General features: G+C 62.5%; 13 protein-coding genes. 5 read left to right on the top strand and 8 right to left on the bottom strand.

Annotated features, from left to right (window positions below):
- Positions 1-64: 64 nt before the first annotated feature.
- The 4 genes from JQ609_RS15090 to JQ609_RS15075 all read right to left on the bottom strand — a co-directional run bounded on the left by JQ609_RS15090 (position 65) and on the right by JQ609_RS15075 (position 3,139).
- Positions 65-808 carry an enoyl-CoA hydratase/isomerase family protein gene (locus JQ609_RS15090; RefSeq protein WP_212273980.1) on the bottom strand — a complete coding sequence of 248 codons (744 nt, stop codon included), beginning with the start codon at positions 806-808 and terminating at the stop codon, positions 65-67.
- 113 nt (positions 809-921) lie between these two features.
- The gene (locus JQ609_RS15085; protein ID WP_212273979.1) at positions 922-2,337 is read right to left on the bottom strand and encodes a Mur ligase family protein; all 1,416 of its coding nucleotides are present in this window, start codon (positions 2,335-2,337) and stop codon (positions 922-924) included.
- A 101-nt stretch (positions 2,338-2,438) separates the two neighbouring features.
- A complete protein-coding gene (locus JQ609_RS15080) occupies positions 2,439-2,582 on the bottom strand; it encodes a hypothetical protein (protein WP_212262579.1) in 144 nt (47 codons plus the stop codon).
- A gap of 131 nt (positions 2,583-2,713) precedes the next feature.
- Entirely contained in the window at positions 2,714-3,139 is a 426-nt protein-coding gene (locus JQ609_RS15075; RefSeq protein WP_212209223.1) for a hypothetical protein, read from the bottom strand.
- Positions 3,140-3,656: 517 nt separating this feature from the next.
- Between JQ609_RS15075 and JQ609_RS15070 the strand changes: the two genes are divergently transcribed.
- A complete protein-coding gene (locus JQ609_RS15070) occupies positions 3,657-4,763 on the top strand; it encodes an acyltransferase (protein ID WP_212273978.1) in 1,107 nt (368 codons plus the stop codon).
- A 63-nt stretch (positions 4,764-4,826) separates the two neighbouring features.
- Here JQ609_RS15070 and JQ609_RS15065 read toward each other — a convergent pair whose 3' ends face one another.
- From JQ609_RS15065 to JQ609_RS15050, 4 genes are all read right to left on the bottom strand, one after another.
- Positions 4,827-5,612, bottom strand: coding sequence for a 2-keto-4-pentenoate hydratase (locus JQ609_RS15065; protein WP_212273977.1), 786 nt, complete (start codon positions 5,610-5,612; stop codon positions 4,827-4,829).
- A 417-nt stretch (positions 5,613-6,029) separates the two neighbouring features.
- Positions 6,030-8,294, bottom strand: coding sequence for a xanthine dehydrogenase family protein molybdopterin-binding subunit (locus JQ609_RS15060; RefSeq protein WP_212273976.1), 2,265 nt, complete (start codon positions 8,292-8,294; stop codon positions 6,030-6,032).
- Positions 8,295-8,311: 17 nt separating this feature from the next.
- Positions 8,312-8,788: a (2Fe-2S)-binding protein gene (locus tag JQ609_RS15055; protein ID WP_211997762.1), complete on the bottom strand. Its 477-nt coding sequence runs from the start codon at positions 8,786-8,788 to the stop codon at positions 8,312-8,314.
- 5 nt (positions 8,789-8,793) lie between these two features.
- Positions 8,794-9,663: a xanthine dehydrogenase family protein subunit M gene (locus JQ609_RS15050; protein WP_212273975.1), complete on the bottom strand. Its 870-nt coding sequence runs from the start codon at positions 9,661-9,663 to the stop codon at positions 8,794-8,796.
- 283 nt (positions 9,664-9,946) lie between these two features.
- Here JQ609_RS15050 and JQ609_RS15045 point away from each other — a divergent pair, with 283 nt between their 5' ends.
- The 4 genes from JQ609_RS15045 (at position 9,947) to JQ609_RS15030 (ending at position 14,267) form a co-directional block, all read left to right on the top strand.
- Entirely contained in the window at positions 9,947-11,341 is a 1,395-nt protein-coding gene (locus JQ609_RS15045; protein WP_212273974.1) for a lytic murein transglycosylase, read from the top strand.
- Between the two features lie 264 nt (positions 11,342-11,605).
- On the top strand, positions 11,606-12,109 hold the full coding sequence (locus tag JQ609_RS15040; RefSeq protein ID WP_212273973.1) for a DUF1993 family protein: 504 nt from the start codon (positions 11,606-11,608) through the stop codon (positions 12,107-12,109).
- Between the two features lie 97 nt (positions 12,110-12,206).
- Complete coding sequence (locus tag JQ609_RS15035) at positions 12,207-13,067, top strand: SDR family NAD(P)-dependent oxidoreductase (RefSeq protein ID WP_212273972.1); 861 nt, start codon at positions 12,207-12,209, stop codon at positions 13,065-13,067.
- 99 nt (positions 13,068-13,166) lie between these two features.
- Complete coding sequence (locus JQ609_RS15030) at positions 13,167-14,267, top strand: alkene reductase (protein ID WP_212273971.1); 1,101 nt, start codon at positions 13,167-13,169, stop codon at positions 14,265-14,267.
- Positions 14,268-14,367: the final 100 nt, after the last annotated feature.

Here is a 14,367-nt window from a genome sequence, read left to right as displayed (position 1 = left end):
AGATGTGGCCACGAAGATGGTGGGTTACGCTTCGCTAACCCACCCTACGAAGCAACAGAAAACACTACCGTCCCTTGTAAACCGCCCGACGCTTTTCCTTGACTGCGGCGGCGGCCTCGACGGCGTCTTCGCTTTCCTTGACCTCATGAAGCTGGCGCTGGGCGCGGCCGGATTGCTCGGAGGGTCCGTGCGGCAGGACGCCTTCGGTGACGAAGCGCTTCAGGGTTTTCAGCACCAGCGGCGAGAACTCGGTCATCTCGCGCGCCATCTTCAGCGCAGCCTCGACCTGCTGCCCTACCGGCACCACCTCGTTGACGAGGCCGATATTCCAGGCGCGTTGCACCTCGACGATGCGGCACAGCAGCATCATCTCCATCGCGATCTTGTGCGGGATCCGCGCAGCCAGCCCCGCGATCATGCCGCCGGTAAATCCCATCCGCGCTTCCGGATAGGAAAATTTTGCGTTCTCGGCCGCGACCGTGAGATCGCACATCATCGACAGCACCAGCGCGCCGCCGACGCACCAGCCGCCCACCGCCGAGATGATCGGCTTTGATGTCTCGAACCCGACGGTCGGGATGCAGCGCCACAGTTCGGGAAAATTGCCGGTGTCGGCGCCGCCGGAAAACGCCTCATTGCCGGCGCCGGTCAATACCGCGGCCTTCTGCATCGGCGAGCGCTCGAACTCCACAAAGGCTTTCTGCAACAACAGCGCCGTCTCGGCGCAGATGGCGTTGCGGCGCTCGGGCCGGTTGATCGTGACCAGCGTGGTGCCGTCGGAATTGTTTTCAACCAGGACTTTTGGCATGGGCTTCCCTCTCATGCCCGCGCGACGGCGGGCCGTTTCGCGGATCATAGGTGGCGACACCGGTCCGGCCAATATCGAAGAACCCGTGAGGGGCAGGCATGCTGATCTGCGCTTCAGCCGGGATACTTCGCCTCAACGAGCTGCGGAATGGTTCGTATCAGCCCGCCAAGCTCGCCTGACGTCAGCAACAGGACAACATCATCCGGCAGCAACATGTCGCCCAATCTCGCCAATGCCTCGTCCGGGTCGCTTATCGCCTCGGCATCGTAGTTCGCCGCCCTGACGCGGGCGACGATTTCGTCCTGGGTCAATTGGGCATGGGTGCCGGCGCCCTGCGATGCCGGCTGATAGATGAAAATCCGGGACGCACCCGCAAATACGTCGTCATAGGCTGATATCGCCGCCCGGTTTCGCCAGGTGAACGTATGCGGCTCGAACACGATCATCAGCCTGCGATCGGGGAAATGGAGTTTTGTGGCGAGAATAGCGCTTCTGGCTTTTTCGTACGACGATCCAAAGCCTTCATAGACCGGCACCTTCGATGCGGGCGAGAGCAATTCCATGCGGCGCTTGACGCCCAGGAATGTGCTCATGCCGGCGTTCAGCTCCTCGGGCGACAGCAGCTTCTTCTCCAGCAGCATCGCGCTGACGCCGACGATATTTTCGATGTTGTGATCGCCGAGCATGCGGGTCGAGAGGCGAATGATCTTTTCGCTGCCGCGCATCAGGTCGAAACCGGTTTCCGCGCCACGCGCGATGTTGGCGGCATGCCAGTGCGCCTTGTCGTCCAATGCATAAAAAACAATGGGACAGGCGAGGCTTCCAGCCAGGGCGCGCGCGTGAGGCTCGCTGCTGCACACCACCAGCAGCCCGCCCGAAGGCAGTGAGCCAAGCAAACTTTGAAAGGGGCTGAGATAATCCGCGTGCGTCGGAAAGACGTTGATGTGGTCGTGGGTCGCCGAGGTGAGCAGGACGTTTTTTGCGTTGTAGCGAAGGAATTTCGATCTGTTGTCCCAATTCGAGGCCGGGTATTCGTCGCCTTCGAGAACGAAGGTCGGGCCCTGCCCGCGGTGCGCGTGCCGCTCGAACCCATTGGTGATCTCGCCGATAAAATAGCTCGGGTCCCTGCTCGAGACCTTCAGGCACCACGCCAGCAGCGCAGAGCAGGTCGATTTGCCGTAGCTTCCCGCGGCCACGATCGTCTCGGAACCGGCGGTCATGTCGTGCAGCAAATCCGCAAACGATCGCACCAGCTTTCCGCTGTCCATTGCCGCGCGAACTTCTTCATTGCTGTCAGGCTGAAGCTTTGCGTTCTTGCCGATCACGATGACATCGGCATCGTCAGGAATGTTCTCTTTGCGGTATCCCGCAGCAAACGGGATCTTCTCGTTCCTGAGATAGTCGCTGACCGGCGGGTAAAAGCCTTCGTCGGAGCCGCTGATCTGCACGCCCATCTGCCGGAGCAGCAGCGCGGTTGCGCTCATGCCCTTCCCGGCAATGCCAATGAAATGCGCTTTCGAAAAATTCATCTGTCCCCCTGATTCGGGGATATTAGAGCGTTTTCCAGCGAAGTGGATACCGGTTCGCTTCAAGAAAACGCGTCAAATCAAGAATCTGGGGGCGCGTCCGCCTATTCCTCTGTTGTCTGCAATTCCTCTGTCTCGACCTTATCCGACGAAGACCTGATCCGCTCCAGCAGCTGCAGGAATTCAGCGGTTTCGTCCGCGATCGATTTCGGCTGTGGCTTGGGTGGGAACGGTATCACTTCAGACATGGGCAAAATCTCCCTGGGTGCCATTCCGTGCGACATGTCCTTCTCCTGCGAAATTGGCGCGTTTCTGCGGCGCGCCGTTTCGCGCGCGCCCGGAGGCCGCCTTAAATAATTCCAATTCCACTCGGGCGCGATCAGCCCCTGGATAATCCACGCACAACGGGATGGCGGACCGGGCGCCTGGCATCGGAGCCATCGGGCAATTTTCCTGCGCGGCTACGATCGGGTTCGGGCGACTGTTCTTCGCGGGGGATCAGCGTGGCCTCGAACGGCAGGCCCGGCGCCTGTTTGGCCGTTCCCGAGCACGACGCCAGCCTGCCCTTGAATCTCCCCGCAAGTTCTACGTCGACCACGTCGAGGCCGAACAGCGTGGGCGGACCTGCGGCATGGCGCGTGGTCGTCAACGCCGCGGTGAAATGGTCGTTATCGACCTGGTAGGAGCCGCTATAGGTGAAGAAGCTGTCGCCGCCCGATATGATGCCATTTGCAAGGTGCACGATGCCGGTGCCTTCGCCACGCGAGGTCTTGAACCAAACCGCATACTGGCCGTCTCTGCGCATGAAAACAACTCTCGCATGAGGAGAACTAACAATCGGTACCAACTAAGGGTTGGCGCATCGAACCGCTACAGAGGCGTCGCCTCGTAGTTAATGATCCAAAAAACGCGAGGCGAAAATTGTAATCGCGAGCATGAACTGATTTGCAGGCTGAATGAACATGCCGATCCGCGCGCGAGAAGGCGATCGCCGGTCCGACGCACGGCCTTTCGGCCGCTTCAGATGTTCACGTAAGTTAAGAGAAGCCTTCGCAAATGCCGCGGCTTCCCTTCCTGGACAACACAACCGTCACGCGTGACGATATCACCGCAGGATCAACCGCCGGCCATAGCGCTGTAGCGTGCAATACATAACGGGCCCGGCGAAAGGACGTTAGCAAGTTTAGGTTGTGAAATTAAGGAGTGCGTAAACTTTCCTCAGTATTTTCCCCTATCGAACTGCCAGGGTCCCGGAAAGAACCCATGGCTGCGGCGGTTCAGTAACAACGACCGTCGCGGCTGCGCCGCACAAGGGGGCTCTGTTGGCGCTGCCGTTTCCATACAATCCAGCATTGGATGGATTGCGGGCGGTCGCAGTGCTCCTGGTCATCGCAGATCACTGCGACGTTACGGTATTCGACCAGGGTTATTTTGGCGTCGATCTGTTTTTCGTTCTGAGCGGCTTTCTGATTACGCGGCTTCTCGTGGACGAAGTCGGCGCGACGGGACGGATCGACCTGTGGAGATTCTATCTGCGCCGGTTGCTCCGTCTCACCCCGCCCCTGCTGCTGTTTCTGGCGGCGTATCTGCTGATTGCCCCCCTGCTCTGGCCGCAGCTCGACCTCATGTCGCATGTGCGCGACGCCGCGCTGGCGGCATTTTATCTGACCGACTATTCGCAGGCCTTCTGGCACAATCCGAAAGTGCTGATTCACACGTGGTCGCTCTCGGTCGAAGAGCACTTTTATCTGATCTGGCCGCTCGCAGTTCTGCTGCTGGCGCGCATCGGGCCTCGCGGGCGTCTGGTCGTTCTCTTCGGCCTCTATTTGCTCGCCAGCGCATGGCGCATATACATCTATGAAACCCAGGGATGGGACGCGACGTATTATCGCTTTGATACGCGGATCGATGGCCTGATTTGCGGCGCGCTGCTGGCGACAGCCCTCCGGCACAAGGACCTGATCTCGGAAAGAGCAGCCAATGTCGCGGGCGTCGTCGCGTGGGCTGCACTCACCGTCTGCCTCGCGATCGGTTTTTGGCGCGCGCCCTGGTCGTTGGTGATCATGACCAATGTTGCCCATATCGCCGCCTCAGGCTTGCTGATCTCGGCTTCGACAAAAGAATCGAGGGTCAGTCTGGTGTTGTCTGCACCACCGCTGGTTGGCATCGGCCTCATCTCTTACGGCATGTATCTGTGGCATTATCCGGCAGCCATCTACCTCAGGGAGTTGTTTCCCTGGTACCTGACTGGTCCGATCGTCCTCGGTTTTTCGATCGCCATGGCTACGGTCAGCTACCTGGCTGTCGAACGGCCACTGCAACGCTATCGCCGCAGTCTCGGAGGACATCAGCGCAACGACGCGACCAAGCCCGCATCCGTGGGCGGCGAGCAGGTGCCACAGACCGCAGTTGTCGCCACGACGACGTAGCGAGCAGGTGGTCGCGCGCGACGACATTACCTTTGCCAGGATCGACCGCAGGCGTTCGCCGCCCTAACGCACCTGCACGTCGACGATGCCGATGCCCTCGAGACTGAAACGATAGCTGGCATCGCTATCCGGAAACACGGTCTTCATGACGCTGCCGGTCATCACCACCTGACCGGCTTTCAGCCCCGCCCCCCGCGAATTGAGCTGCGTGGCAAGCCAGGCGACGGAGTTGAAGGGATGGCCGAGGATGTCGCGGCCTTGGCCCTCGCCGATATCAACGCCATCCTTTGTGGCACGTCCCATCACCGGCCCCAGGTCGGGCAATTTCGCCGCGAAGTCCGACAGCACGATGCCGCCATTCCAGGAATTATCCGATACCAGCGAAAGCACATCGAGATTGCCGTAATCGGCGTTGCGGTCATCCACGATTTCGATGGCTGCGCAGACACCGCCGACATGCGGCGCGATCATCTCAGCGGTCACCGGCGCAGCCGTGACCGGCACATCGGATTTGATGCGAACGGCAATTTCGAATTCGAGGCCGAGCCGCCCGAAATCCGCACGACGGATCGTCGCGCCGGATCGATACACGCGGCTTGCGAGCACCACGCCGGCGATCGGATGGTCGATCCCGCAGAACTTCTGCATCGTTGCCGACGTCAGCCCGACCTTGTAGCCGACGGCCTCGCCGTGCTCACCGCGGAGCAGCGCGACATAGCTGTCCTGAATGTCGTAGGCGTCCGAGATCGTGGCGGGTTTGTCCGGCGGAGCGAGCGAGGTGAATTGCACGTTGGCCTTATGTGCCGCAAGCAGCGATTGCGCCGCGCGCCGGGCTGCAACGTCTTCCATGGCTGGTCTCCCCTTTGTTGTTTTTCGCGTAGTTCGCAGGGTGGGTTAGCGAAGCGTAACCCACCATCTTCTTTCGTCGAAACAACTGGTGGGTATCGCTTCCGCCTTCGCTCTTTGAGCTACGGCGGACAAGTCGCTCCACCCACCCTACGCAGATATCTTGTAGCCCGCATGAGGGCAGCGACATGCGGGATTGGAAAGAAGACCCGGATGTCGCTTTCGCTCATCCGGGCTACGCCTGCTGTCTCAGCATGGATGGTGCAAATGGCGGGTCAAGAAGTATGGTGGGTAAGCGAAGCGTAACCCACCATCTTTCTTTTGTCGGAACAAGTGGTGGGTATCGCTTCCGCCTTCGCTCTTTGAGCTACGGCGAACAAGTCGCTCCACCCACCCTACGGGCTTCGCAACGACGCTGGCTTACTCCGCGGCCTGCCGTGTCTCCGGCGCGTCGATCACTTCCAGCACCTTCGGCGGCGACATCGGCAAGGCGTAGAAGCGTTTGCCGAGCGCGTTGTAGATCGCATTCGCCACCGCGGCCATCACGGGGACCAGCGGCACTTCGCCGACGCCCTTGACGCCTTGCGGGTGTTTCGGGTTCGGCACCTCGACCATGATGCAGTCAATCATCGGCAGGTCCGAACACACAGGCATGCGATAGTCGAGGAAGCCGGGATTATCGACCTTGCCCTCCCTGGTGTAGATGTATTCCTCGTTCAGCGCCCAGCCGATGCCTTGCGCGACGCCGCCCTGCAGCTGGCCCTCGACATAGCCGGGGTGGATGGCGCGGCCGACATCCTGCACGGCGGTGTAGCGGGTCACGCGCGCGATACCGAGATCGACGTCGACCTCGACGTCGCAGATATGCGTGCCGAAGCCGCCATCCGCGCCCGTGGTGTTGAGCTGCACGCCGGCGCCGATCGGGCCGCCCATCGCGGGCGCTTTCTCGGCGAGATCTTTTAGCGTCAGCGGCGGGAACTGGCCGGCATTCGGGCTCACCGGATGCGCCGCGCCGTCCTCCCACTTCACCGCCTCGGGATCGATCTCCCAGATTTTTGCGGCGCGTTCGCGCAAGGTCTTGATGATCTGTTCGGTCGACTGCGTCACCACGATCGAGGAAGCGAACAGCACGCGGCTGCCGCCGGTGAGGTTCGAGAAGCCGATGGTTTGGGTATCGCCGATGATGACGGAGACGCGGCGATAGTCGATGCCGAGCAGTTCGGCGCAGATGTTGGCGATGCCGGCGCGCGAGCCGCCGATATCGGGATGACCCGTGGTGACGACGACGTTGCCGTCCTCGGTGATGTTGACCTGCGCGGAGGATTCGCCGCCGGCGTTGAACCAGAAGCCGGAAGCGACGCCGCGTCCTTGAAGTTTTCCGAGCGGCGCCTTGTAATGATCCGACGCCTTTGCCGCTTCCACCGTCTCGATGTACCCGATGCGCGGGAAGGTCGGGCCGTGCGCGGCTTTCGTTCCTTCCTTGGCGGCGTTCTTCAGGCGGAAGTCGAGCGGGTCCATCTTCAGCGCCTCGGCGACCTCGTCGAGCACGCATTCCACCGCATAGGCGCCGATCGGCGCGCCCGGCGCGCGATAGGCCGCAACCTTCGAGCGGTTGGAGCAGACGTCATAGCCTTCCGACAGCAGGTTCGGGATGTCGTACGGCGTAAAGCTGCAGCCGGCCGCGCCGCGGATCGGCGAACCCGGCAGCGCTCCGGCCTGCAGATAGAAGGTGCCGTGCGCGGCGACGATCTTGCCGTCCTTGGTGGCGCCGATCTTCACCGTGCTCTTCGAGCCTGACGTCGGCCCGGTCGCGCGCATCACTTCCTCGCGCGTCATCACCATCTTCACCGGGCGGCCGGACTTTTTCGCCAGCAGCGTCGCCAGCGGCTCGAGATAGACGATGGTCTTGCCACCAAAACCGCCGCCGATCTCGGCGGGGATGGCGCGGATGTCGCTCTGCGGGATGCCGGTGAGATAGGCCGTCATCGCGCGGACCATGAACTGGCCCTGGCTGGAGCTCCAGATCGTGGTCTTGCCATCGGGCGCGACGCTGATCAGGCAGGCATGCGGCTCGATATAGCCCTGATGCACCGGGCGCGTCGTGAAGGTGCGCTCGATGACGATGTCGGCCTTCTTGAAGCCGTCGGCGATATCACCCTTCTTGTGCTCGAGCCGGCCGGCGATGTTGGAGGGCTTGCCCTCGAACTTGTTGAACTCGTGCAGGATCGGCGCGTCGGATTTGATCGCGTCCTCGATCTCGATCACGAAAGGCAGCACTTCGTAGTCGACCTCGATCAGATTGCAGGCTTCCGCCGCGATCGCTTCGGTGGTCGCGGCAACGGCCGCAATGGGGTGCCCGGGAAACAGCGCCTTTTCGCGCGCCATCACGTTGCGGCACATCCAGCGCATGTCCTGGATGCCGAGCATGACGGCGCCCTTCTCGATCGGGAAATCGACGATGTCGCGCGCGGTGACGACGGCCTTGACGCCGGGCAGCGCTTCCGCCTTCGCCGTGTTGATCGATTTGATGCGCGCATGCGCGTGCGGGCTGCGCAACACCTTGCCCCAGATCATGCCGGGCATATTGGTGTCGGCGGCGAACTGCGCGCGGCCGGTCACCTTGTCCATGCCGTCTGGACGAATAGTGCGCTGGCCGATCCACTTGTTGTTGGTAACGACGGTCATGGTGCTGGCTCCGGCTGTTATTGGGCGCGCATTTCGGCCGCGGTGTCCATGACAGCGCGAACGATCTTGTCATAACCGGTGCACCGGCAGAGATTGCCGGCGAGCCAGAAGCGAACCTCTTCCTCGCTCGGCTTCGGATTCCGCTTCAGCAGCGCGTCCGATGCCACCAGCATGCCCGAGGTGCAGATGCCGCACTGAAGCGCGGCCATTTCCAGAAACTTCTGCTGCAGCGGATGCAGCTTTTCGCCCTGGGCCATGCCCTCGATGGTGCGGAGTTCGTGGCCCTCGGATTCGACCGCGAGCATCAGGCAGGAACAGATGAGGTTGTCATCGACCGTGATGCTGCAGGCGCCGCAGTCGCCGGAGGCACAGCCCTCCTTGGAGCCGGTGAGCCCGAGCGGCCCGCGCAGCGCATCGAGCATGGTGTCGTTGGGCTCACAGAGAAACTCTGACGGTTCGCCGTTGATGGTGGTTGACACGTGGACCTTGGCCATGAAGCTTAATTCCCTTTGGCGCGTTGGGCGGCAATCGCGGTGGTGCGCTTGAGCAGCACACCGGCCACTTTGGTGCGATAAGCGATCGTGCCGCGCTTGTCGTCGATCGGACGGCAGGCGGCGGAACAGGCGGCGGCGGCCGCATTGAGCGCGGCGTCGTCGAGCTTGCTGCCGATCAGGGCTTTGGCGGCCGCTTCAACCAGTAGCACGGTCGGCGCGACAGCGCCGAGACCGACGCGGGCGGCGGTGCAGACGCCGTCCTTCAGCGTCAGGCTGACGCCGAGGCCGACCACGGCGATGTCCATTTCAGTGCGCGGGATCATGCGCAAATACGCGTCGCTCGAGCCTTTGGGACGCGGCGGCAAGGTAAAACTGATCAGGATTTCACCGGGCTTGAAATTGGTGCGGCCCGGACCCGCCGGCACCTGTTCCACCGGCATTTCGCGGCGGCCATCCGGCCCTTGCACCGTGACGATGGCACCGGCCGCGACCATGGCCGGCACGCTGTCGCCGGCCGGCGAGCCGTTGCAGAGATTGCCGCCGGCGGACGCCCGCCCCTGGACTTGTTTGGAGCCGATCAGGTTGACGGCCTCCAGCACGCCGGGCCAGACCTTGCCGAAACTGACATGGTCATGCAGCGCCATGCCGGAAACGGCGGCGCCGACGCGAAACCCGCCATCGGCGGTTTGCTCGATTTCCGTCATCTCGGCGATTTTCTTGATGTCGACGATCAGGCCCGGCTTCACGACGCCGGCACGCATTTGCACCAGAAGATCGGTACCGCCGGCCAGGATGCGCCCTGCACTTCCGGCCGCGGCGAACGCCTTGATCGCTTCATCAAGCGAATTGGGCGCCAAATATCGGAGTTCCGTCATGGTTGTCCGTCATCTCCCCTTTTCTGCCCGCCCCATTTGGACGTCGGCCTATCTGGCCGGCAGTTGCGGTAGCCTACACGGGCGATGCGGGTTGGAACAGCCTCCGGGCTGCGGTTCTGGCGGCAGGCTCCTATGCAGGAAGCGGGCTTGTTCTCACATCGTCGGACGCCGGCTTGCGCCGGTTGGCCGGGGATTGGTGGACGTGGCGGCGGATTACGCTTGCACTGATGCGGCCCACAGGCTGTACAAATTGCAGTCCCTCCCACGCGAGCCGGTGAACTTGATGCCGACCCTTTCGATCAGAATTCACGTTGCGGTCACAATTTTTGCAGCCCTTGCCGTTTCCTCTGCCGCATTGTCCCAACCAGCCCTGGCTCCCGTCAGGCCCGCGCCCGCCAGGCCCGCGGCTGCGCCTCAGCCCAAACCGGTCGCGGTGCCGGGCCAGCAGCCAGCCCCGCGGCCGGTCGCAGCAAGCCCGCGGGGCGGTGCGGCGTGCCACAACGGCATGAGTTTCGATCGCTTCCTCACTGAGCTCAAGCAGAAGGCGGTGGCGGAAGGCGTCTCGCAGCGCGCGATGGCGGAAGCCGCACCCTACCTCACCTACGACCAGAGCATCGTCAATCGCGACCGCGGCCAGCGCGTGTTCGGGCAGGTGTTCACCGAGTTTTCGCGGAACAGGGCATCCGACGGCGCGGCGAAAAACGCGCAGGCGCGAATCCGGATGCATCAGGCGGCGTTCAATCGCGCCGAGAAGGAATATGGCGTGCCGCCGGCCGTGATCGCCGCGTTCTGGGGGCTGGAGAGCAGTTTTGGCGCCGAGCTCGGCAAGCTGCATACGCTGCCGTCGCTGGTGTCGCTGGCGTATGACTGCCGCCGCTCGGAGATGTTCCAGAAGGAGACCATCGCCGCGCTCAAGATCGTCGATCGCGGCGACCTCACGGCAAGCGAAATGATCGGATCGTGGGCCGGCGAACTCGGGCAGACGCAATTTCTGCCGACGCATTATTTCAATTATGCGGTCGACTACGACGGCGACGGCCATCGCGATCTCCTGCACAGCGCGCCCGACGTGATCGGCTCGACCGCGAACTACATCGCCAATGGATTGAAGTGGCGGCGCGGCGAACCGTGGTTGCAGGAAGTGCGCGCGCCACAGAATCTCGCTTCAAGTTTTCCTTGGGACCAGGCCGACCTCACCATCAAGCTGCCGCGCTCGAAATGGGCGCAGCTCGGCGTCACCTTTGCCGACGGCAAGCCATTGCCGAACGACGATCTGCCGGCGTCGATGCTGTTGCCGATGGGCCGCAACGGACCGGCGTTCCTGGCCTACGCGAATTTCGCCGCCTACACCGAATGGAACAACTCGCTGATCTATTCGACCACCGCCGGTTATCTCGCGACCCGCATCGCGGGCGCGGCGCCGATGCGCCAGCCAGCCGCGCCGGTGGCGCAACTGCCGCTCAACGAGCTCAAGGAATTGCAGCACCTCCTGGTGCGCGCCGGTTTCAATGTCGGCAAGGTCGACGGCATCATGGGACAGCTCAGCCGCACCGCCGTGAAGACGATGCAGATCAAGTACGGGCTGCCGGCGGATTCCTGGCCGACCGCGGAGTTACTGGCGCGGATGCGCGGGCCGCGTGCGGAGCCGGCGGCGGCGGCGATGCCGCAGGTGAGATAGCGCCCCTCCTCATGGTGAGGAGGCGCCCTTGCGCCGTCTCGAACCATGAGGCCACAGACGGGCCTGCATCCTTCGAGACGCGGCCAAGAGGCCGCTCCTCAGGATGAGGGTCGATGAATCCTGCAGCTGGCGCGTCCGACGCCAGCCGGAAATATTTGACTACATTTCACCCCTTCCCGGCGTTGTAATTCCCTCTCCCCCGCCCCACCTGCAGCACGCAGTCTCTGCATGCCATAAAATTCCACACAACGAAAAGAGCATCACATGTCCTTTTACGACGCCACCGTTCCGGCCTATCTGCAAATTCTCGGCAGCCTCTCCGGCTTGCTCACCAAGGCAGAAGCGCATTGCGAGGCGAAGAAGATCCAGCCCGACGTGTTGCTCGGCTCGCGGCTTTCTCCGGACATGCTGCCGCTCTCCAAGCAGATTCAGCTCGCCACCGATTTTGCGGTCAGGGGCTGCGCCCGCGTCACCCACAGCGAAGTGCCGTCGACACCCGATACCGAAAAGACCTTTGAAGAATTGCGCCAGCGGCTCGCGAAAACCATCGACTACGTCAAGTCGTTCAAATCAGAGCAGTTCGAGGGCGCCGACACCAAAGACGTCACCTTTCCGATGGGGCCGGACAAGACCATGACGCTGAAGGGCCAGCAATTCATCTCGAACTTCTCGCTTCCGCAATTCTACTTCCATGCCGCCATCGCCCACGGCATCCTGCGCCACAATGGCGTCGAGGTAGGCAAGCGAGATTACATGGGCGCGAAGTGATCTGTTTCGCCTGGCAAGACTGGACGCCTTAGCGTCACTGGCTATGCCGTGCTAGTGCTCCCTTCAGCAAGAACAAGATGCTGAAGGGAGACTGCCGATGTCCACCACCACGCAAGCACCAAAGCAACTCGATCCCGCCGCTTCGCTTCACGCCGAAACACTCGGCCTCGCTCCGGGTCGTGGCCGCCTGCAGGGCCGCCGCATCATCGTGGTCGGGGCCGGCCAGCGCAACATCGTCGACGAGGAGCCGCCGATTGGTAACGGCCGCGCGATGTCGGTGCTGTTCGCGCGCGAGGGTGCGCATGTGGCGTGCATCGACGTCAACAAGGAAGCCGCCGATGATACGGTCAAGCAGATCACAAGCGAAGGCGGCAGGGCGTTCACCGACGTGGTCGACGTCTCCGACGCATCAGCGATTGGGCCGGCGATCGCGCGCTGCGCGAAACAACTCGGCGGCCTCGACGGGCTCGCGTTGAATGTCGGCATTTCCTGCGGGCTGTCGTTGCCGAAGATGACGGCGGAAGCCTGGGACAAGGATTACGCCGTCAACGTGCGCAGCCACATGCTGTTCGCGCAAGCGGCGATCGAAATGATGTCGCCGGGCGGCGCGATCACGCTGACCTCGTCGATGGCGAGCCAGCGCGCCAATGGCCGCAACCCGGCCTATGAATCCTCCAAGGCCGCCCAGATCGCGCTCGGCCGCGCCATCGCACGGGCCGGCGAGGAAAAGGGCATTCGCTGCAATGTGATCGCGCCCGGCTTTATCGATTCCCCGATGGGCCGCGACGCCAGCCGCAGGCGGGCCGATCGTGCGCTCACAGTGCCGTTTGGCCGCCAGGGCACCGGCTGGGAGGTCGCCTATGCTGCGCTGTTCCTGATTTCGAATGAATCATCCTACGTCAACGCCCACACCCTGTTCCTCGACGCCGGCCATATGGCGGGGATTGTGCGGACCTAGCCTGCAGCGACCGAATGGCTTCCGAGTACCTTTGGGCATTGCGCAATCCGCCGTAATGCCCAACTCTCCCCTAATCATCCATCCATCGGAAATCCCTTCATGAGCCAGACCAAACTATTCGAGCCCTACAAGCTTGGCGGAATCTCGCTGCCGAACCGCCTCGTCATGGCGCCGCTGACCCGCAACCGCGCAGTGCCTGGCAGCTTTGTGCCGAGCGAGCTTGCCATCGACTATTACGGCCAGCGCGCTTCCGCGGGATTGCTGATCACCGAGGCCAGCCAGATCTCGCAGCAGGGCCAGGGCTATCAGGACACGCCCGGCATCTATTCGAAGGAGCAGGTTGCGGGCTGGCGCAAGGTCACCGACCGCGTCCATGAAAACGGCGGGCGCATCTTCATCCAGATCTGGCATGTCGGCCGCATCTCGCACGATTCATTGCAGCCCGGCGGTGGCAAGCCGGTGGCTCCGTCCGCGATCCGCGCCAAGGGCAAGACTTTTGTCAACGGCACCTTCACCGAGATCTCCGAGCCGCGCGAACTCGAGCTGTCGGAAATTCCAGGGATCATCGAAGACTTCAAGCGCGGCACCGAGAATGCGCTCGCCGCCGGTTTCGACGGCATCGAAATCCACGGCGCCAACGGCTACCTGCTCGACCAGTTCGCCAAAGACGGCACCAACAAGCGTACCGATGCCTATGGTGGTTCAATCGAGAACCGCGCCAAATTGATGCTGGAAGTATCGAAGGCGGTGGCCGCGGTCGCCGGCCCCGAGCGCACCGGCATCCGCATTTCGCCGGTGACGCCCGCCAATGATGTCTCCGATAGCAATCCGCAGCCGCTGTTCGACCACATCGTGGATGGGCTCAACGCGTTGAAGCTGACCTACATCCATGTCGTTGAGGGCGCCACCGGCGGCCCGCGCGACATCGCACCGTTCGACTATGGTTCGTTGCGCAAGCGCTTCAAGCAGGCCTATGTCGCCAACAACGGCTACGATTTCGATCTGGCGACAAAGGTGCTCGACGCTGACGCCGCCGACCTGATCGCATTCGGAAAACCGTTCATCTCCAACCCCGATTTGGTCGAGCGCCTGCAGAAGGGCGCGCCGCTGAACGCATTCGACAAGGCGACGTTCTATGGCGGCGGCGCCAAGGGATATACGGATTATCCGACGCTCGGGGCGAAGCAGGCAGCGGAGTAGGAACGCAACTCTCTCCACCGTCATTGCGAGGAGCGCAGCGACGAAGCAATCCATCTATCCGTTATGCCGCACTATGGATTGCTTCGCTACGCTCGCAATG

This window comes from Bradyrhizobium sp. AUGA SZCCT0169 (assembly GCF_018130085.1).
Taxonomy (GTDB): Bacteria; Pseudomonadota; Alphaproteobacteria; order Rhizobiales; family Xanthobacteraceae; genus Bradyrhizobium.
This window is presented reverse-complemented; position numbering and strand designations above follow the sequence as displayed.